Annotated in this window: 17 protein-coding genes and 1 pseudogene; 9 read left to right on the top strand and 9 right to left on the bottom strand. The window is 72.2% G+C overall.

What is annotated here, in order from left to right; all coding sequences use genetic code 11:
- Window positions 1-30: 30 nt before the first annotated feature.
- Window positions 31-717: a sigma-70 family RNA polymerase sigma factor gene (locus AB0O28_RS16140; protein WP_363640969.1), complete on the bottom strand. Its 687-nt coding sequence runs from the start codon at window positions 715-717 to the stop codon at window positions 31-33.
- A gap of 342 nt (window positions 718-1,059) precedes the next feature.
- Between AB0O28_RS16140 and AB0O28_RS16135 the strand changes: the two genes are divergently transcribed.
- The 3 genes from AB0O28_RS16135 (at window position 1,060) to AB0O28_RS16125 (ending at window position 5,514) form a co-directional block, all read left to right on the top strand.
- Entirely contained in the window at window positions 1,060-3,825 is a 2,766-nt protein-coding gene (locus AB0O28_RS16135) for an AAA family ATPase (RefSeq protein ID WP_363640689.1), read from the top strand.
- Between the two features lie 139 nt (window positions 3,826-3,964).
- Window positions 3,965-4,372: a YciI family protein gene (locus tag AB0O28_RS16130; RefSeq protein WP_363640687.1), complete on the top strand. Its 408-nt coding sequence runs from the start codon at window positions 3,965-3,967 to the stop codon at window positions 4,370-4,372.
- Window positions 4,369-5,514, top strand: a complete 1,146-nt coding sequence (locus AB0O28_RS16125) for a DUF6596 domain-containing protein (protein WP_363640685.1) — start codon at window positions 4,369-4,371, stop codon at window positions 5,512-5,514. Before AB0O28_RS16130 ends, AB0O28_RS16125 begins: the two co-directional genes overlap by 4 nt.
- Before the next feature lie 31 nt (window positions 5,515-5,545).
- Here the strand turns inward: AB0O28_RS16125 and AB0O28_RS16120 are convergent, their stop codons facing one another.
- Window positions 5,546-6,727, bottom strand: coding sequence for a cytochrome P450 (locus AB0O28_RS16120; protein ID WP_363640683.1), 1,182 nt, complete (start codon window positions 6,725-6,727; stop codon window positions 5,546-5,548).
- 140 nt (window positions 6,728-6,867) lie between these two features.
- Between AB0O28_RS16120 and AB0O28_RS16115 the strand changes: the two are divergent.
- Both AB0O28_RS16115 and AB0O28_RS16110 read left to right on the top strand, forming a co-directional pair.
- Window positions 6,868-7,302: pseudogene (locus tag AB0O28_RS16115) on the top strand (alpha/beta hydrolase fold domain-containing protein); the annotation flags it as partial.
- A 76-nt stretch (window positions 7,303-7,378) separates the two neighbouring features.
- Window positions 7,379-8,374 carry a ferritin-like protein gene (locus tag AB0O28_RS16110; protein WP_363640681.1) on the top strand — a complete coding sequence of 332 codons (996 nt, stop codon included), beginning with the start codon at window positions 7,379-7,381 and terminating at the stop codon, window positions 8,372-8,374.
- Window positions 8,375-8,787: 413 nt separating this feature from the next.
- Here the strand turns inward: AB0O28_RS16110 and AB0O28_RS16105 are convergent, their stop codons facing one another.
- From AB0O28_RS16105 to AB0O28_RS16080, 6 genes are all read right to left on the bottom strand, one after another.
- A complete protein-coding gene (locus AB0O28_RS16105) occupies window positions 8,788-9,114 on the bottom strand; it encodes a LuxR family transcriptional regulator (RefSeq protein ID WP_363640679.1) in 327 nt (108 codons plus the stop codon).
- The gene (locus tag AB0O28_RS16100; protein ID WP_363640677.1) at window positions 9,111-9,551 is read right to left on the bottom strand and encodes a cupin domain-containing protein; all 441 of its coding nucleotides are present in this window, start codon (window positions 9,549-9,551) and stop codon (window positions 9,111-9,113) included. Before AB0O28_RS16100 ends, AB0O28_RS16105 begins: the two co-directional genes overlap by 4 nt.
- Before the next feature lie 407 nt (window positions 9,552-9,958).
- Window positions 9,959-10,795, bottom strand: a complete 837-nt coding sequence (locus tag AB0O28_RS16095; RefSeq protein WP_363640675.1) for a MerR family transcriptional regulator — start codon at window positions 10,793-10,795, stop codon at window positions 9,959-9,961.
- Between the two features lie 50 nt (window positions 10,796-10,845).
- Window positions 10,846-11,337 carry a VOC family protein gene (locus tag AB0O28_RS16090; RefSeq protein ID WP_363640673.1) on the bottom strand — a complete coding sequence of 164 codons (492 nt, stop codon included), beginning with the start codon at window positions 11,335-11,337 and terminating at the stop codon, window positions 10,846-10,848.
- Window positions 11,338-11,458: 121 nt separating this feature from the next.
- The gene (locus AB0O28_RS16085; RefSeq protein WP_363640671.1) at window positions 11,459-11,992 is read right to left on the bottom strand and encodes a hypothetical protein; all 534 of its coding nucleotides are present in this window, start codon (window positions 11,990-11,992) and stop codon (window positions 11,459-11,461) included.
- Between the two features lie 386 nt (window positions 11,993-12,378).
- Window positions 12,379-13,293, bottom strand: a complete 915-nt coding sequence (locus AB0O28_RS16080) for a hypothetical protein (RefSeq protein ID WP_363640669.1) — start codon at window positions 13,291-13,293, stop codon at window positions 12,379-12,381.
- A 124-nt stretch (window positions 13,294-13,417) separates the two neighbouring features.
- On the opposite strand from AB0O28_RS16080, the gene AB0O28_RS16075 reads away from it, so the two are divergent.
- The 4 genes from AB0O28_RS16075 (at window position 13,418) to AB0O28_RS16060 (ending at window position 18,498) form a co-directional block, all read left to right on the top strand.
- Window positions 13,418-13,687 carry a DUF6191 domain-containing protein gene (locus tag AB0O28_RS16075; RefSeq protein WP_363640667.1) on the top strand — a complete coding sequence of 90 codons (270 nt, stop codon included), beginning with the start codon at window positions 13,418-13,420 and terminating at the stop codon, window positions 13,685-13,687.
- A gap of 322 nt (window positions 13,688-14,009) precedes the next feature.
- Entirely contained in the window at window positions 14,010-16,829 is a 2,820-nt protein-coding gene (locus AB0O28_RS16070; protein ID WP_363640665.1) for an AMP-binding protein, read from the top strand.
- Window positions 16,826-17,131, top strand: a complete 306-nt coding sequence (locus AB0O28_RS16065; protein WP_363640663.1) for an acyl carrier protein — start codon at window positions 16,826-16,828, stop codon at window positions 17,129-17,131. Before AB0O28_RS16070 ends, AB0O28_RS16065 begins: the two co-directional genes overlap by 4 nt.
- Entirely contained in the window at window positions 17,125-18,498 is a 1,374-nt protein-coding gene (locus AB0O28_RS16060; protein WP_363640661.1) for a condensation domain-containing protein, read from the top strand. The genes AB0O28_RS16065 and AB0O28_RS16060 overlap by 7 nt, the downstream gene beginning before the upstream one ends.
- Here the strand turns inward: AB0O28_RS16060 and AB0O28_RS16055 are convergent.
- Window positions 18,493-18,786, bottom strand: coding sequence for a LysE family transporter (locus AB0O28_RS16055; protein WP_363640659.1), 294 nt, complete (start codon window positions 18,784-18,786; stop codon window positions 18,493-18,495). The two genes, AB0O28_RS16060 and AB0O28_RS16055, sit on opposite strands and share 6 nt — an antisense overlap.
- Between the last annotated feature and the right edge of the window lie 10 nt (window positions 18,787-18,796).

Here is an 18,796-nt window from a genome sequence, read left to right as displayed (position 1 = left end):
CGCGCCGGGCTGCGTGCCCGGCCGCGGGCGTCATCGTCGGCCGCGCCCTCGACGCTCCGTCGCCGCGGTCGCGGCGGCGAGCAGTTCTTCCAGTTCGGCGAGGTCGCCGGTCTGCGCGGCGGCGAGGAACGTCCGTACGAGGCGCCGGTGCCCGACGGCGCTGACCGGGTTGCGCCGCTCGGTGGCGAGGTGGTCGCGGGCGCGTCGCACGAGTTGCCGCGCGTGGTCTTCGCTCAGGTGCAGGACCTCGGAGATCCTGCGGTAGGGGTAGTCGAAGGCCATGCGCAGCAGGTAGACCGCTCGTTCGGCGGGGGTCAGCCTCTCCAGAAGCATCCGGATCGCGGTGTCGACCGCCTCGTGCCGTTCGGCTGCCGTCTCGGGGCCGGCGGAGGGGTCCCTCGTCTCGGGCAGCCAGGAACCCGTGGAGGTCTCGCGGCGCCTGCGGGCGGACTGGGCGATGTTGATGGCGAGCCTGGTGGTGGTCAGCGCGAGGAACGCGGGAGGGTCGGCGACGATCGAGCGGTCGGTGCGGGCCCATCGCAGCCACGTCTCCTGCACCACGTCCTCGGCCTCGCCCACGTCGTGCAGGACGCGCAGGCCGATCGCGAACAGCCGGGGCGCGACGCCGGCGAACGCCGACGCGGCTCCGTCCCCTCTTTTGATCGGCCCGTCATCGATCGGGTTCGCGTGGTCTCCCTGCGACTCCAACAGGTTCATGGTCACGATCTCGGCTCCGTTCACTCACGGCATCCGGTGATGCCGCTGTGCTCACGGTCGCCTCCGAGACCCCCTCATCGCGCCCCGGAAAGAGCGTGGTCCATACCCTGGCCCCGGATGTCAGGGGGTGCCCCGGGTGCGGGGGCGCGGCTTCGCACCGGGATCGTGGCCCTGGTCGTTATAGGCAAGATCACCCTTACAGCCGATAATGACCAGACCGGCGTTGATTGCCGGGTTGACAGCGGAAAGGTAGGCCGCGCGGCGATCCGAGGTGTAGCGCCGGTGGCCTCCGACGTTCGGCAGTCGACGGTCAACGGGTGAAGGGTCGGCGGGGCGGTGCCCATGGCGAGCAGAGGTTCCGAGTCGCCGCTTCGCGGGCGGCAGATCGAGTGCGAGACGCTGGACCAGCTCGTGGCGACGGTGCAGGCCGGCCACAGCTCGGTCCTGGTCCTGCACGGCGAGGCAGGCATCGGCAAGACGGCCCTGCTCGAGTACGCGCGGGGCAGCGCGTCCGGCTGCCGGACGGTCAGAGCGGTGGGCGTCGAGTCCGAGATGGAGCTGGCCTTCGGCGGCCTGCACCAGCTGTGCGCCCCGTTCCTCGATCACCTCGGTCACCTTCCGGGCCCTCAACGCGACGCGCTCGGTACGGTGTTCGGCCTGAGCGCGGGACCTCCGCCCGATCGCTTCCTGGTCGGGCTCGCGCTGCTCAACCTGCTCGCCGACGTGGCCGGGAAAGGGCCACTGGTCTGCCTCGTCGATGACGCGCAGTGGCTGGACGAAGTCTCCGCGCAGACCCTCGCCTTCGTCGCACGACGCCTGCTCGCGGAGCCGATCGGGCTGGTGCTCGCGGTGCGCGAGCACCACCTCGAACGAGAGCTGAGAGGGCTGCCGCACCTCGAAGTGGGACGGTTGAGCGACAGCGACGCCCGCGCCCTGCTGGACTCCGTGATCCCCGGGCGTCTCGACGAGCGGGTCCGCGACCGGATCGTCGCCGAGACGCAGGGAAACCCGCTGGCCCTGCTCGAGCTGCCGAGGGGGTTGACGGCGGCGGAGCTGGCGGGTGGGTTCGGGCGGCCCGACGCGCGGCCGCTGGCGAGCCGGATCGAGCAGAGCTTCCTGCGGCGGATGCAGTCGTTGCCGGCCGAGGCGCAGCAGCTGCTGCTCCTCGCGGCGGCCGAGCCGGTCGGCGATGTGACGTTGCTGACGCGAGCGGCGGAGCTGCTGGGAATCCAGGCGTCCGCCGCATCGCCGGCCGAAGCGGCGGGACTGATCACCATCGGGACCCGGGTGCGTTTTCGCCATCCGCTCATGCGCTCGGCGGCCTACCGCCTGGCCCCGGAGGATCGGCAGAACGTGCACCGCGCGCTGGCCGACGCGACAGATCCTCAAACGGATCCCGATCGTCGAGCGTGGCATTTCGCCAACGCCACGACCGTCCCCGACGAGACGGTGGCCGCCGAGCTGGAGCGCTGCGCCGACCGGGCGCAGGCACGCGGCGGAGTCGCCGCGGCGGCCGCGTTCCTGGAACGGGCGGCCGAGCTGACCCCAGATCCCGCCCGCCGCGGCGCCAGGGCGCTGGCGGCGGCACGGGCCAAGCATCAGGCCGGTGGGTTCGACGCCGCGCTCGAACTGCTGGACGCCGCGGAGCTCAGCCCCCTGAACCCACGCGAACGCGCCCAGGCCGACCTGCTGCGCGGTCAGATCGTGTTCGCGGCCAGAAGCGCCGGCCCCGCCCTGCCCCTGCTGCTCAGAGCCGCCAAGCGGCTGGAGCCGCTGGACGCCGGGCTGGCTCGCGAGACCTATCGTGACGCGCTGTACGCGGCCATGACCGCCGGGCGCCTGCCGAGCGGCGTTCAGTTACCGGATGTCGCCAAGGCGGCGCTCGCCGCACCGCTGGGACCCCCGCCGGCGCGCAACGATCTGCTCGTGAACGGCTTGGCCCTGATGACCGCTGAGGGTTTCGCGGCAGGCGTGCCGATGGTGCGGCAGGCCCTGGACGCGTTCCGCGCCGAAGACGTCTCCCGGGAAGAGGGCCTGGGCTGGCTCCCGCTCGCCAGCCGCATGGCCTTCAACATCTGGGAGTTCGACAGCTACTTGGCGCTCTCGGCCAGGCTGGTCGACCTGGCCCGCGAGACGGGAGCGCTGTCGGTGCTGCCGTCGGCCATCTTGCTGCACGTGTCGGCTCGGGTGCTGGCCGGCGAGCTGGCCGTCGCGGATTCGCTGGCCGCCGAGGCCGCGGCGATCGGTGAGGCGACGGGCAGCCGCTTCATCCCCCAGTATGTGGCCATGGTGATCGAGCCGTGGAGGGGACGGGAAGCCGCGGCACGCCAGGCCATCGACGCGGTCGTCCGCGACACGGTCCTCCAGGGCGAGGGAAAGGTGCTGACCGCCACCCAGTGGGCGCGCGCGGTGCTGTACAACGGCCTCGGCCGTTACGAGGAGGCGTACGTCGCGGCCGAGCAAGGCTACGGGAATCCCCAGGAACTCGGACTGTCCATCAGGTCCATGGTCGAGCTCGCCGAGGCCGCCGCCCGGAGCGGAAGGCGGGCACGCGCCGCCGAAATGGCCCGGCGACTCGACGAGCTCGCACAGGCCAGTGGCACCGACTACGCCCTCGGCATGTCGGCGGCCGTGCGTGCCCAGGTGAGCGACGGACCCGCCGCCGAAGCCGGGTACCGCGAGGCGATCGAGCGGCTCGGCCGCACCAGGGTCCGGGTGACGTACGCCCGCGCCCGGCTGCTCTACGGCGAGTGGCTGCGCCGGGAGAACCGCCGCGTCGACGCGCGCGAGCACCTGGCCGTCGCGTACGAGGCGCTCAGCCAGATGGGGATCGAGGCGTTCGCGGAACGCGCCCGGCGAGAGCTTCAGGCCACCGGCGAGACGGTACGCAAGCGCAGCGTCGAGGCACGTGCCACTCTTACCGCTCAGGAGGCACAAATAGCGCGTTTGGCCGGTGACGGGCTGACGAACCCCGAGATCGGCGCTCAGCTCTTCATCAGCCCGCACACCGTCGAGTGGCACCTGCGCAAGGTCTTCACAAAGCTCGGCATCGGGTCCCGCAGGCAGATCAGCACCGCGCTGCTCGCGGGCACGGGGGTCACGGCCTGAGTCTCGGCGGCCTCCCCTACGGCGATCCCGCCGAAAATCGCCTGAGAAAGTTCGTCGCGGGTGTCGAGAACGCGGAGCCGGCTCCGTCCCAGGGACACGAGCGGCCACCACGGGCCGCGCGACGAAAGGGAGAACCAGCATGAAGTACCTGCTGCTGAAGCACTACCGAGGCGGCCCGGCCCCCGTCGTCGACTACGGGTCGTTGGACCAGTGGACGCCGGAGGAGGTCGACGCGCACATCCAGTTCATGCGCGACTTCGCGGCCCGTCTGGAGGAGACGGGTGAGTTCGTCGGCGAACAGGCGCTCGCGCCCGAGGGCACGTTCGTGCGGTATGACGGCGAGGGCCGCCCTCCGGTGACCGACGGTCCGTTCGCCGAGACCAAGGACCTCATCGCGGGCTGGATGATCATCGACGTGGACTCGTGGGATCGCGCGCTCGAGCTGGCCGGGGAGCTGTCCTCGGCTCCCGGGCCCGGCGGCGAGCCGATCCACGAGTGGCTCGAGGTCCGGCCGTTCCTCACCGAGCCGCCCACGGTCACCGAGTGAACGAGTCGCTGCTGCGGGAGCTCGTGCCCGCGGTCATCGGTGTCCTCGCCCGGCGCGGAGCCGACTTCGCGTCGGCCGAGGACGCCGTGCAGGAGGCCCTGCTCCGGGCGTTGGACACCTGGCCGGACGACCCGCCGCGCGACCCGAAGGCGTGGCTCGTCGCGGTCGCGTGGCGCAGGTTCCTCGACGCCGCCCGTGCCGAGGCGTCGCGGCGGGGGCGGGAGCTCGCCGTGGAGGCCGAGCCCCCCGCCGGTCCGGCGCCCGCCGCGGACGACACCCTGCGGCTCTACTTCCTGTGCGCGCACCCCGCCCTGCCGCAGAGCTCGGCCGTCGCGCTGACACTGCGCGCGGTCGGCGGCCTGACCACGCGGCAGATCGCGACGGCGTACCTCGTCCCCGAGGCGACCATGGCGCAGCGGATCAGCCGGGCCAAGCGGCGGATCTCCGGGCTGCCGCTCGACCAACCCGGCGATCTCGGGACGGTGCTGCGCGTGCTCTACCTCGTCTTCAACGAGGGGTACGGCGGAAACGTCGACCTGGCGGCCGAGGCGATCCGCCTCACCCGCCAGCTCGTCGCGTTGACCGGCGAGCCCGAGGTCGCTGGGCTGCTCGCGCTCATGCTGCTGCACCATGCGCGCCGCGCGTCGCGTACCGGCCCGGGAGGCCGTCTGGTGCCGCTCGCCGAGCAGGACCGGTCTCGCTGGGACACCGGCCTGATCACCGAGGGAGTGGCGATCCTGCAGGCCGCGCTGGCCCGCGACCGGCTGGGCGAATACCAGGCGCAGGCCGCGATCGCCGCCCTGCACGCGGACGCCGGGAGCGCCTCCGAGACCGACTGGGTGCAGATCGTGGAGTGGTACGACGAACTGCTGCTCCTCACCGGCAACCCGGTGGTGCGCCTCAACCGCGCGGTGGCGGTCGGCGAGGCCGACGGACCGCGGGCCGGGCTGGCGGCGCTGGCCGGCGTGGATCCCGCCCTGCCCCGCTACGCCGCGGTCACGGCGTATCTGCGTGAACGCGCCGGTGACCTCGAGCACGCCGCCGAGCTTTACGCCGAGGCCGCCCGCGCCGCCACCAGCGTGCCGGAGCGCGACCACCTCACCCGGGAGGCCGCACGGGTGCGGCGACTGCCGCGTCCGTGACTGCCGCGTCCCGTGACTGCGGCGTCCCTGGTCAGGCGGTCGCCGCCGCCGAGGTGACGTGCAGGGCGACCGGCCGCAGGACCAGGCCGTCGGTCCAGGTCACCGACTCGGGCGAGGTGGTCAGGCGGAGGGCGGGCCGGCGGGTGACCAGGGCTCTGATCGCCTCGGTGAGCTCGACCCTGCCGAGACTGGCGGCCAGGCAGCGGTGCGGGCCGTAACCGAACGCCACATGGGGGTTGGGGGGATGGCCGGTGAAACGGTGGATGTCGAACCGGCCGGGCTCGGGAAAGGCCCGCGGGTCGTGGTTGGCCGCGTTCAGGTTCGGCATGACGACCGTCCCCGCGCTCAGCGAGCCGCCGGGCAGGTCGGTGTCCTCGGTGATCCGGCGCATGAAGGCATTGGCGGGCGGCCCGTCGAAGCGCAGGACCTCCTCGGCGGCGGTGGCCGTCAGGGCCGGATCCGCGACCAGCTCGTCCCACTGGCCCGGGTGGAGGAGCAACCGGAACACCCCACGGGCGATCATCGAGGCCGTCGTCTCGTAACCGGCCGTGATCAAAGAGAAGACGGTGTTGACGAGCTCGCCCTCCGACAACCGGTCGCCGGCGTCCCTGGCCTCGATGAGCAGGTCGATGAGGTCCCCGCCGGGCGAGCGGCGATGCCGGGCGACGAGTTCGGCGGCATAGGCCATGAAGTCGGTGTAGCCCTCGTAACGCGCCTGCTCGGTGGCCGTGGAGGTGGTCAGGAACATGTCCGTCCACCGGACGAACTGCTCGTAGTGGTCCGTCGGCACGCCGAGCATCTCGCAGATGACGCGGCCCGGTAGCGGCAGCGCGTACCCCCGTACGAGGTCGAAGCGGTCGCCCAGGCCGTCGAGGAGCTCCTCGGCGATCCTCGCGATCCGGGGACGCCACGGTTCGATCCGGCGGGGGGTGAAGGTGCCCTGCATGATCCGGCGGTAGCGCGTGTGCTCCGGCGGATCCTGATTGATCAGCGCGTCCGGGTCGTCGTCGATGCCGACGCCGCTCACGAACCGCGGCAACCCGGGAAGGCGCAGATTGCGGCTGGACGCGGGCGAGGCCAGCAGGGCGCGGACGTCCTCGTAGCGGACGGCCATCAGGACACGGTCGCCACTGGGCATGGTCGCCGGCTCCAGCGGCCCCGACTCACGTCTGCGGGCGAACTCCGGCGACGGCGTGGCGAGGGGACCCGGCACGATATCCGGCCAGGCATCCGGCCCACTCGCAGGCCCACTGGTAGGAGCGGTCCCGTTGGCATCCGGTTCGGTGGTCACCGCAACCCCTCCCCTGGACGGCCTAAGCGGAACGTACGAAATGTCGCACCGCCCGTCAACAGGAGGGCCCCTACCTGACGGCCAAGGCGACGGCCTGGTTCTGGGACGCCTACACCACCGATCCCGCCCGGCGCGCCGAAATCACCGCCTCCCCGCTGCGCGCCACCCTCGACGACCTGGCCGGCCTGCCGCCCGCATTCGTGGTCATCGACGAGAACGACGTGCTGCGCGACGAGGGCGAGGCCTACGCCCGCAAGCTCACCGAGGCGGGCGTTCCCACCACCAGCGTCCGTTACAACGGCACGCTGCACGACTTCATGATGCTCAACCCGCTCCGCGGCACCCGCGCCGCGCGGGTGTGGCGCTCCCCTGCCCGCGATCCTCATCGCCTGACCGCGCGGGACGCGCAGCCCGCGGATCGCGGAGGAATTCCCGGCGGCTGTCACAGGTCCGACGGCTGTCCGGTCTTAACACGGACGCACGAACACGTGAGGTAGGACTGTGACGAACGACTTGGAACCACGGGGAACCCTCGCTGTCCCCGGACCTGCACCGATCGACTCTCTCGACAGTTTGCGTGAGCACCTGCAGTGGGCGGTGGAGCTGGAACACGCCACCTTGCCGCCGTACCTGTGCGCGCTGTACTCCCTGAAGGCCGAGAGCAACCCGGAGGCCGTGGAGGTGGTGGGCAGCGTCTTCGCCGAGGAGATGCTGCACCTGGCACTGGCCGCGAACCTGCTCAACGCCGTCGGCGGGCGGCCGCGCCTCGACATGCCGGAAATGCTGCCGCCGTACCCGCGGCGGCTGCCCCACAGCGACCTGGAGCTGTCGCTGCTCCCGTTCGGCCCGGAGGCCCTGGAGATGTTCCTGCGCCTGGAACGGCCGGCCCCGCCCGGCGCACCCGCGGAAGGCGACGGCTACGAGACGATCGGGCAGTTCTACGACGCGATCGGGCAGGGACTTCGTCACCTGTGCGAGCGGCTCGGCGAGCGGGAGGTCTTCTGCGGCGATCCCGCCCGCCAGGTGAACGGCGCCCACTTCCGGCACACCGCGGGGTCGCTGTTCGCGGTGGAGGACCTGGAGTCGGCGGTGGGGGCGCTGGACGAGATCGTCGAGCAGGGCGAGGGCACGGCCCGGGGCGAGGTCTGGGACGGCGACCAGGACGTGTTCCATCCCGACAGGGACGAGGTCGCCCACTATTACCGCTTCCGGGAGCTCCAGCTCGGCCGGCGCTACCGGCGCGGTGACACCCCGCAGTCGGGGCCGACAGGCGAGCCGATCTCGGTGGACTTCGCCGCCGTGCACCCGATGCGGCCCAACCCGCGGCTGTCCGATCACGTCCCTGGCAGCCCTGTCCGTACCGCGCAGGACGAGTTCAACCGCATCTACTGCACGCTGTTGAACCAGCTGGAGCTCGCCTTCAACGGCGAACCGAAACTGCTCGGGGCCGCCGTCGGCACGATGTACGCGCTCAAGGCCCAGGCCGACGCCCTGCTGCCGGTGCCCGACGCGGACGGCACCACGGCCGGCCCCACGTTCGAATACGTGCCTCCGGAGTCGCGCTCGTGAGCGTTCAGCGCGGTCAGATCTCGGCGAGCGCGGTCCTCAGCTCGGCGCCCCCTGATGCCGAGCTTCGCGACGACCTTGCGCAGGTGGTATCCGGCGGTGCGGGCGCGTGAACAACCGCGCGCCTCGGCGTGCGGGCGGGAGCGAGGTCTTGCCGACGCCGGCCTCTCCGGCGACGACCAGCGCGCGGCTGTGACCGGCACGGGCACGATCCACCGGCGCGTCCAGCTCCGCCAGCCCGTGATGACGTCCCCGCAGTGGCGCGGTTTCGGTCACGGCGTCACCTTCGCGGGAATCTACCGATGCATGCCGTCCTCGGCGGCGAAATCGTATCTTGAGACATCGGCAGTGCGCGTGTGATGACCTCGGGCACCGCGGAAAGGCGGGAACCGGAACCGTTCCCGCCTTTCCGCGCTTCAACGCGCGGTGGTGAACAGGAACGCGCAGTCCTGTACGGCCTCCACGCGATGGCGGCGTTGGGGCATGACGAGCAGATCGCCGGGCAGCCCGTCCCACGAGTCGGGCCCGGCGACAAGCCGCACCCGTCCGTGCAGCACGTGCACCGTGACCTCGCCGGGATGCTCGTGTTCGTGGATGTGCTCGCCCTGCCGCAACGCCATCACGGTCTGCCGCAGCGAACGGTCGTGCCCGCCGTGGACGGTGGTGGCGCTGCGACCGTTGTCCGTCGTACGGGCGCGTGTGAGCAGGTCACGGACGAGCGCGGTCAGCGCGACCTTGGTCATGACCGCGGCGCCCGACGATCCCGCCGCTCTTCCAGCTCCTCCGGGCTGACCACGGTCAGCATCGGCTGCCCGGGCGCGCAGAACATCGTCACCACGAACGCCGACTCCTCGTCGGCGAGGTGGTTGCCGTCCTGGTAGTGGATCACGTCCCCACCCGGCTCCCAGAACGTCTCACCGGCCCGGACGACCCGCGCGGGCTCGCCTTCGAGCTCGAAGTCGACGGCCCCCTTGATCACGAACCCGAACGCGGGCCCGGAGTGCCGGTGGGGCGGCGCGCCGGGGCTGTTCGGCGGCAGCGTGACCAGGATCGTCATCGCCTCGGCCCCCTCGGGCGCAGGAGGCGCTCCGGGCACGGTGCCGACGACGTCGATCTTCGGGGCCGGCCCGCTCTTGTCGGGGTTCTCGAGGTGGTGCGCGTGAGCGTGATCGGTGCTCATCGGTGTCCTTCACGAAACGGTGACCGGCTCCACCCGGTCGTGCACCAGCTCAGACAAGACAGCGCCCCGATACGTGACAACACCCCCGGACACCGCGCCGGGCGGACATTCAGCGGGAGCCTCATCGGCGCAGCTCAAGGCCGTAGCGCGACTTCGCCGCAGAGCAACCACGATGTGCGGCCACCTCCTGGCGGAACGCGCGGGGGGCAGCAGGGCTGGTGCGAGGGCCAGGAAGCAGCCGGCCGACACCGCCACCGTGTGGAGGAACGCCCGCATCAGGGGATCTCGGCTTTCACCTGTCAGGCACTCCTCCCGCACTGTTTGCCGCCGCCGGTGGTCACCCCCTCTGACAGGACAGCGCGGCGAGCTGTGACAGGAACGAGGGGACCCACAGATGACGCCCGTGGCTAGCGCCAGGTCGCGGATTCCGGGTCGATGCCGTGGGCCGCGGCGTTCGCGCAGATCACATCGCGCAGCCAGAGGGCCAGGCCCGGCGTGATCGCGTCGTAGTGGCCCGCGAACCGGGAGTCGGCGGCGAACATCCGCCCGATGCAGGCGTGCATCGAATGCGAGCAGTCGAAATAGGTCGACATCAACGCGCGATGCCGCTCCGCGAGGGCGTTCGCGCCGGCCGATCCGGGCGTGACGCCGGCGTGCTTCGCGGCCGCGAAGTCGGCGTTCAGTGCGTCGGTCTCGGCCGCGACCTTCTTCCAGTCCTCCGGTGTCATCACACCGGCCCGCTCGACGTACTGGGTCCACTGGGCGCTGTCGCCCCAGCGGTCCTCGGCCTCGTCGGTCCAGGCGGGCTGCCAGTCGTCACCGAAGATCTCGACCTGCTCCTCCGGGGTCAGCCGCATGCCGGTGCTCGACGCTCCCAGCATGCGGTCGACCGCGCCGACCATCTTCCGCAGGCGGGAGATGCGCTCGACGAGCAGCGCACGCTGCCGGCGCAGGTGGTCGCGGGTGCCGGCGCCCGGCTCGTCGAGGATCCGGCCGATCTCGGCGAGCGGGAACCCGAGCTCCCGGTAGACGAGGACGCGGTGGATCCGTGCGACGTCGTCGCCCGAGTACACCCGATATCCCGCCCAGGTGCGCCCGCTCGGCCGGACGAGACCGATCGCGTCCCAGTGGTGGAGGGTCTTCACGCTGACCCCGACGAGCGCGGCCGCCCGGCCGACGGTGAGTTCGCCGGCCCCGGCCGGCCCGCCGGCGGCCGGTTCCCCTTCGCGGGCGCCGGTTGTCACCGGTCCAGTATCGCCGACCCCGCCCAAGGCCCGGCGACCGTACGGAGTGATCAGTCGCCTGGGATCTCGATGCCAACCGCCCGCAGCTCGTCCGCTCGGGCACTGTGCGGATCGAGCGGCTGAGCGGCCGTCATCACGACCCGGGCGTTCTCCGGCGTGACGACCGTCAGCTCGATGGAGTTCCACGGCATCTCCCTCGGGCCGCTGGTGCATCCCGGCACGAGTTCTTCGCAGCGTGCGGCGATCTGGTCGAGCTGGCCGAGGACGCAGGCGAAGCTGACGCTCATCGCCGGGACCTCGCCCACGCGTTCCGCCGGTACGAGCAGGACATCCTGGAAGGCCCAGCGTCGCAGGTGGATCAGTCGGTCCGGTATGGAGAACAGGTCGACGAAGCCGAGCCCGCGGGTCCAGAAATCCTCCGACGCCGCGAGGTCGTGGGTGGGAATGGTGACGAACATCGGCATGCCGTAGTAGTCGCGGTAGACGTCGGGTGCGGCCGCGTCGAGCGCGGGCGTGGGAACGGGGCTGATGTACTCGCTCATGCCCTGATCGTCGAGCCTCCTGTCGCGTCAGGGTCAAGGCCGGGGACCGGCGACGACGCCCGTCGTTCCGGACGTGGGCGCGTTCCCGCTTCCTGGAACGCGCCCGGTCATGCCGTGGACGTCAGGCCACGTTCACCGTGGCCGAGCTCTGCCGCTTGCCGGACGTGCCGGCGAACGCGGCCTTCCAGGTGCCCGCGCCCCACTTGTCCACCTTCACGCTGTACTGCCCGCGTGACCCCGTACGTGCCGAGGCGACGTACGTGTAGCGGGCGGATCCGGCCTTGCGGAAGTAGACGGCGACGGTCTGGGCGGCCAGGCCCGAGCGGCCGGAGGTCAGCGAACCCGAGAGCGTCAACTGCTTGGCGGCCCGCGCGCGCCGGGACCGATTCGCCGTCTCACCCGTGAGGGCGGTGATGGTCAGCGAAGTGGCCGCGGACCGGGAGCCCTTCTCGCCGTCGTCGCGCTTCGGAGCCCGCGTGGGGGCCTGCTTCGAGGCCTGCTTCGAGGCCTGCGTGGTGTCCTGCTTCGGGATCGTGGTGGGCGCGGGTCGCGGAGCGCCCGGCGCGCCGGGCGCCGCGAACGCCGACGCCGTCGGGACGAGCACGCAGGCGCCGACGGTGGCGGTCAGCAGTCCGGCGGCCACTTTTGCACGCATTGTTTCCTCCTCGGGATAACCACCGGCGCGGTTTCGATGAACAGAGAGAATGTCCGCACCGGATTTCGCCGTCACCGGAGAACGTAGCGGCATTTCTCGCGGCCGAGACGATCCTTGGATATTCGAACAGCCACGGCGAACCGCTTATGCGATTCACATGGTGCCAGCTCAGAGCGGCCGTTCGGACTCGGATCGCCCCAGCAGGGCAGGTCTTTCAATCCGACGAAGTCTCATGCGATGTTCAGCCCGCATGAGAATCCGATGAGACGCGGATACAGCCCTTTCATCGTCTTCTCAGACACCGCACCAAACGACCGGCCCCGAAAACAGTGGTGACCGACGGCACCGCCACCGGCGGCTCCCCGCCGGCCCGCGTAGGCGCGCGTTCAGCGGCCTCGCACCGGTCGGCTCGGCGGCCGCTGTTCGTCGATGGCGCCGTAGCCGGCCGCGCGGAACAGGAAGGAGGCCCAGGAACGGTAGGGCCGCCACGCCTCGGCGACCTTCCGGTACGCGGCGGGCGGGGCGTCCTCCGGCAGGCCGTACGCCGCGCGCAGAATCGAGAACAGGCGGGGCTCGTCACCGGGGAACGCGTCCGGCGCGCCCGCGCCACGGATCAGGATCAGGCCCGCGGAGAACGGCCCCACGCCGGGCAGGGCACGTAACTCGGCCAGCGCCTCCCGGGGGTCGAGCGCGCGCAGGTGCTCGGTGGTGAGCACGCCGTCGAGCGCCGAGCGGGCCAGCCCGCGCAGCCACTCCTCCTTCTGCGCGGGCACGCCGAGGCCGCCGGCATCCAGCAGCGTCATCGGCGGAGGGAAGGCGGCGTACGTCTCCCCGTCCACGACGACCTCCGCGCCGTACCTCTCGGCGATGCGCTGCTTGATCCGGGCGGCGGCGAGCATCGACGAGCGTTGCACGATGACCGCCCAGCAGGCCGCCTCCCAGGGGCTCCAGAAGCACAGCGGCCGCAGGCCGGGGCTTTTGCGCTGCAGGTCGCCGAGCACCGGGTCGGCCTCGCCGGCCTTCGCGAATCCGGAGCCGTCCACGTCGAGCGAGAGGATGCGCGCCACCTCGTCGCGGATCCCCGGCCCGGCGGCCCGTGTCGTGGCCACGGCGACCCCGTCCGGGGCGGCCGTCACGGTCACGCCGATCGGCAGCCAGTCGGACTCCGCGCAGTAGGCGAAGCGCAGCGCCCGCCCGTCGGAGGGCAGCGCGCTGGTCGCCGGCCAGTCCTCCACGAAGCGCAACGTGGCGGCGAAGTCGAACGGGCCCTGCGCCGTGAGCGTGAAACCGTGCCTGGTCATGGCCCTCATCGTACGAGGCAGGACAGACAGACGATCTTGCCTGCCGGCGTGACCGCCGTCCTCCGGCCGGACCGGCACCGCGATAGCGAGGACACCGGCAAGAACCGGAAGGTACGCTCTGATCATGGAGATGGTCGCGTGCGCACTGATCCTCTTCGCCCTGCTCGAACGTCTGTGGAGGTGGGCGGCCAAGGTCCGCGACTCCGGCCGGTCGATCTCGGCCGTCGGATTCGACGAGTTCACGGCGGCGTTCCTGGCCAGCAAGCGGGTGCAGCTGGAGCAGCGCCAGAGCGAGTCGATGCTCCGCGACGACGAGACGGACGGCGCACCGCCCGCCAACCGCATCGACCCGGTCCGCAACACGATCACGATCGTCGTCCCGGACAAGAGGTGAGGCGCTCTCCGGCCTGAGACCTCAGCCGGAGAACCCCAGCCGGCCCGGGTGGCCGGGGCCTCACGAGACCCCCTTCCGATAGTTTTCGGAAGGGGACTTTCATTTTTCACTGTTGCCTTCCTGCCCCTGTTCCCTATTCTTCCGTTGCATGGGATTTCCGGAGTGACCCAAAACCGGACGAACTGGCATTTTTATGCCGATCACGGGGCGGGCATCGCATCGAAACTTTTCGGTGACGCGGAGGGACAGGAGGCCGGATCACCCTGCCCGACCTGCTCGGGCACCCGGGCGCGGAAACGCCGATGAACCAGGAAAAACGGACATGACGCACCGCCAGGAAGACGTCCCGGCCTCGTTCGCCCAGCAGGGCCTGTGGATCGGCGAGCGCATGGGCGCCGGTCCGGCGTACCACCTGCCGCTCGCGCTGTGGCTCGACGGCGACCTCGACGTGAACGCCCTGCTCGCCGCGTGCGGCGACGTGATCGTCCGGCATCCGGTGCTGTCCACCACCGTGCGGGAGAGCGGCGACCGTCTCCGGCTGGTCCCGGCGGCGGAGCCGTCCGTGACCCTCGCCGATCCGCCCGGCCACTCCCCCGGCCACCCCGTCGGCCGCTCCTCCGGTTACTCCTCCGCCGGCCTCGACCGGCTGATCCGGGACGAGACCGCCCGCGCCTTCGACCTGGACAGAGGGCCGCTGGCCAGGTTCACCGTCGCCCCCGCGGGGCCGGGGCGGCACCTGCTGCTGTTCGTCGCCCACCACCTGGTCTTCGACGGCGTCTCCAAGGACATCCTCGTACGCGACCTCGCCCGCTTCTACGCCGGGCGGACCGGAGGCGGGCCCCGGGAACCGGTGCGGCCGCTGTCGTTCGCGGAGGCGGCGCGCGCCGAGCACGAGCGGATCATCGCCGCTCTGCCCGCCGCCCGGGAGTTCTGGGCGGAGCGGCGGACGGATCTCGGCAAGCAGGTCCTGCCCGGCGCGCGGCGCACCAACCGGCGGTACGGCCCGGGTGAACAGATCGACGCCGGCGTCGACCACGGGCTGGGCTGGGATGCCGCCAGGGTGGCGCGGGCGGCCGGGACGACCACGTTCGAGGCGCTGCTCGCCGCCGTGCACGCGCTGCTGTTCCGGTACGGCGTGCGGACCCCCGCGGTGGCGATCGGCGTGACGACGCGCGGACCGGGAACCCGCGACCACATCGGCCCGTTCGTCAACGAACTCCCCGTGGCGTCCCGACCGGCGCCCGAACTTCCGTTCCGCGAGTTCGTACGGGCCGTCCGGGCCGAGCTGCGCGAGCTGTACCGGTTCCGGGAGGTGCCCTTCACCCAGGCACGGGGCCTGCCGCCCGCGACTCCGGTGTCGATCAGCTACCGCAGGCGGGAGGACGACCCGGTCGTCCCCGGCCTGCGGCTCACCGTCGACCGGATGATGTTCGGCGGCGGCGTGCGCAACGCGCTGCACCTACAACTGGTCGAGGGCCCGGCAGGGCCGGCGATGTGCGTCAGGTTCGACCCTGCGGCGATCGACCGGGACGGCGCCGCCCGGTTCGCCGACGGCCTGCGCACCCTGCTGCGGCACGCCGCCGCCGAGCCCGGCGTACGCCTCGCCGACCTCGACGTCATGCCCCCGGCCGAGCGGCGGCGCGTGCTCGTCGAGTGGAACGACACCGCGGCCGCGTACCCCGCGGAGGCGACGCTGCCCGGCCTTTTCGCCGAGCAGGTACGGCAGCGCCCGGACACCGTCGCCGTGACGTTCGAGGGCCGCTCGCTCACCTTCGCGGAGCTGGACGCGGCGGCCGGGCGGCTCGCGGGCCGGCTGCGCGGGGCCGGCGTCCGGCGTGGTGACCTGGTCGCCGTCCGTCTGCGCGGATCGGACACGCTGCTCGCCGCCCTGCTCGCCGTGCATCGGGCCGGGGCCGCCTGCCTGCCGCTCGACCCGGACCACCCGGAGGAGCGGCTCGCCGTCATCGTGGCCGACGCCGCACCCCGGCTGCTGCTGACGGAGACCGCCCCGCCCGAGGGCCTGCCGGGGCCGGTGCTGCTGGTGGACACCCCCGATCCCGAGCCCATGCCGTCCGAACCGGTGGAGCCGCCCGCTCCGGGCGAGGTCGCGTACGTGGTCTACAGCTCGGGGCCCACCGGCCGTCTCGAGGGGGTCGAGGTCGAGCACCGCACCCTGGCCACCCTGCTGCTCGGCATGCGCGACCGGCTCGGCGCCGGTCCCGGCGACACCTGGCTCGCCTTGACCTCGCCGGCGTCCGGCATCGGTGCCCTGGAGCTCTGCCTGCCCCTGGTCACGGGCGGCCGGGTCGTCGTCGCCCCGCACGGCGCCGTACGACGGCCCGAGACGCTGGCCCGGCTCGCCGCCGAGCAGGGGGTCACGCACGTGCGGGCCACCCCGTCGGTATGGCGGCTGCTGTTGCCGGGCGGCATCACCGGGGCGACCGCTCTGACGGGAGGCGAGGCCCTCCCGCCCATGCTCGCGGCCGAGCTGCGCGCCCGCTTCGACCGCGTCGTCAGCGTGTACGGCCCGGCCGAGACGACCGTCTTGAGCACCTTGGGCGACGTGAGCGATGCGGACGACACGGTCACGATCGGCCGTCCCCTCCCGAACACGAAGGTCTACCTGCTCGACGCGGCGATGCGGCCGGTGCCGGTGGGCGCCGCGGGCGAGCTGTGCGTCGGCGGAGCCGGAGTGGCGCGCGGTTACCGGGGCAGGCCGGACCGCACGGCCGAGCGCTTCGTCCCCGACCCGTACGGCCCGCCGGGGTCCCGGCTGCACCGCACGGGCGACCTGGCCCGCCACCGTCCCGACGGCGAGATCGAGCTCCTCGGCCCGCTTCCACCGGAAGACGCCGGAGGCCGACGACCCGATCGGCCTCCAGGCCCTGCGCAGAACCACCCCCAGCACGACGACGGAGGCGATGACGTGATCGAGACACCTCAGCAGGTGGTCGTCAACGGCGAGGAACAGTACTCGCTGTGGCCGGCCGACCGGCGTCCCCCGGACGGCTGGCGGGCGGCCGGATCCACCGGCACGCGGCAGGAGTGCCTGGACCACATCGAGGCGGTCTGGACGGACATGCGGCCTCGCAGTGTCCGGCTGCGCCAGGGCGGGCTCGTACGGGAGGAGGGTGCGGCGTGACGGCCGAGGAGTACACGCGCCGGCTGGCGCAGTTGATCTCAGAGGTGTCGGACGACGAGATCACCGTCGAGGAGGTGCTCGCCGCCGGTCACTCGCTGTCGGCGCTCGGCCTCACCTCGCTCGCGCGGATCCGGCTCATCGACGCGATCGAGGACGCCTTCGGCGTCGAGATGGACCTGAGCGACGAGCCGGCCTCCTTCGAGGACGTCGGCACGCTGTCCGCCTTGGTGGCCCGTGCCACCAGGGTGTCCGCCCTGGTGGCCCGGGCCACGCCCGTTCGAGGGACGACGCGCGCATGGTGACGGTGGCGTTCAGCGGCACGCGGGACGGTGAGGCGCCCCTGACCTGGGGGCAGCGGCTGATCTGGCGGGCGGTTCACCTGATGGGCGACAGCCAGACGTTCCTGAGCTGTCCGTGGGTGCTCCCGGTGTACGGCAGACGTGACCTCGGCAGCGTCATGGACGCGCTGCGCGTGCTGCTCGAACGCCACGAGAGCCTGCGTACGACCTTCGCCCTCACCCCGGAGGGGCCGGTGCAGCGGGTCGCACGGGGTGGCGAGCTGACCGTGGACGTGGTGGAGGCGGGGCAGGACCGGGCGCTGCGGGTCGCCGAGCGGGTCGCGGGCGAGCTGGGCCGGACGGCCTTCGCCCACGAACGGGACCTGCCGCTGCGCTGCGCCCTCGTCGTCAAGGGCGGCCGCCCGATGGCACTGGCGATCGCCTTCTCCCACCTGGCGGTGGACTTCCAGGCACTGAACACACTCTCGGAGGAGTGGAAGGTCCTGCTGCGCGGTGAGAAACTGCCGCCCGTCGATTGGCAGCCGATGGACCAGGCGGCCGCGGAGCGCGAGGAGCCCTACCCCGCCCGCTCGGCCAAGTCCGTCCGGTTCTGGCACTCGGTGCTGGCGGACGGGCCGCTCGACGTGTTCGACCATCCGCCGCGCGAGGCGGACGACCCGCGGTTCATCGAGGTCGGCATGGAGTCGACGGCGCTCGCCGCCGCGGCGCAACGCTTGGCGGAGCGCTGGACGATGAGCACGACCAGCGTGCTGCTCGCCGCGTGCGCCACCGTGCTGGCCACGGTGAGCGGCCGCCCGCGCGCGGTCATGCAGCTCGTGCACAGCAACCGCCGCGACGCGCGCGCCCGCGCGATGGTCGGCACCGTGGAACAGGACGGCCTGTTCGTGCTCGACCTGCCCGCCACGGACTTCGCGGCCGCCTGCCGGGCGGCGCACCGCGGGGCGCTGCGGGCGTACCGCAACGCGCACTACGACCCGTTCGAGATGCAGGCCATGCGGGAGGAGATCGGCCGTCGCCGCGGCCGGGAGCCGGACCTCGACGCGTTCTTCAACGACAGGCGGACCGTCGGCACCTGGCCGGGCCTTCCTCCCGTCGGCACCGACGAGGAGGTGGCCCGCCTCACCGAGAAGACTCGGACGTACGTCACGAACGCCTGGCCCGGCGTCCGGTTCAAGGCGTTCTTCACGGTCGTCTCGGCCCCCGACACCGGGAAGCTCAGCCTCATCGTCGACACCGCCTACCTGCCCAGGGACACCGCGGAGGCCATGCTGCGCGGGGTCGAGGCCCTGCTGGTCCGCGCGCTCACCGATGACGTCCCGATGGCCGCCGTCCCCCGGATCTGCGGCATCGGCGCGTTCCATGCCTCATGATCGCTGCACGGCCAGGCGCAGGCCGAAGCCGATGACGACGAGACCGGTGAGCCGGTCGAGGACGCGTTCGACCGGCGGCCTGCGCAGCCAGCCGCGCATCATGCCGGTGAACCCGATGAGCAGGGCGCTCCACACCAGCCCCTCGCACACGTGGACGCCCGCCAGCAGGACGCCCATGACCGCGTGCGGCACGCCTTCGGGCATGAACTGCGGAAGCATGGCGACGTAGAAGGCTGACCGCTGCCGCGCCGGAAGCGCCCTCCACGCCCGGCTGCCGAGACGGGCCACTTCCCACTAT

The organism is Microbispora sp. NPDC088329 (assembly GCF_040685655.1).
Taxonomy (GTDB): domain Bacteria; phylum Actinomycetota; class Actinomycetes; order Streptosporangiales; family Streptosporangiaceae; genus Microbispora.
The sequence above is the reverse complement of the archived record's forward strand: the minus strand, read 5'-3'. Positions and strand labels throughout refer to the sequence as shown.

Bases quoted from the DNA above. Each gene is read 5' to 3' on its own strand.
- AB0O28_RS16140 (WP_363640969.1), bottom strand. From the start codon at position 717: ATGAACCTGTTGGAGTCGCAGGGAGACCACGCGAACCCGATCGATGAC.
- AB0O28_RS16135 (WP_363640689.1), top strand. From the start codon at position 1,060: ATGGCGAGCAGAGGTTCCGAGTCGCCGCTTCGCGGGCGGCAGATCGAG.
- AB0O28_RS16130 (WP_363640687.1), top strand. From the start codon at position 3,965: ATGAAGTACCTGCTGCTGAAGCACTACCGAGGCGGCCCGGCCCCCGTC.
- AB0O28_RS16105 (WP_363640679.1), bottom strand. From the start codon at position 9,114: ATGACCAAGGTCGCGCTGACCGCGCTCGTCCGTGACCTGCTCACACGC.
- AB0O28_RS16100 (WP_363640677.1), bottom strand. From the start codon at position 9,551: ATGAGCACCGATCACGCTCACGCGCACCACCTCGAGAACCCCGACAAG.
- AB0O28_RS16090 (WP_363640673.1), bottom strand. From the start codon at position 11,337: ATGAGCGAGTACATCAGCCCCGTTCCCACGCCCGCGCTCGACGCGGCC.
- AB0O28_RS16085 (WP_363640671.1), bottom strand. From the start codon at position 11,992: ATGCGTGCAAAAGTGGCCGCCGGACTGCTGACCGCCACCGTCGGCGCC.
- AB0O28_RS16080 (WP_363640669.1), bottom strand. From the start codon at position 13,293: ATGACCAGGCACGGTTTCACGCTCACGGCGCAGGGCCCGTTCGACTTC.
- AB0O28_RS16075 (WP_363640667.1), top strand. From the start codon at position 13,418: ATGGAGATGGTCGCGTGCGCACTGATCCTCTTCGCCCTGCTCGAACGT.
- AB0O28_RS16070 (WP_363640665.1), top strand. From the start codon at position 14,010: ATGACGCACCGCCAGGAAGACGTCCCGGCCTCGTTCGCCCAGCAGGGC.
- AB0O28_RS16060 (WP_363640661.1), top strand. From the start codon at position 17,125: ATGGTGACGGTGGCGTTCAGCGGCACGCGGGACGGTGAGGCGCCCCTG.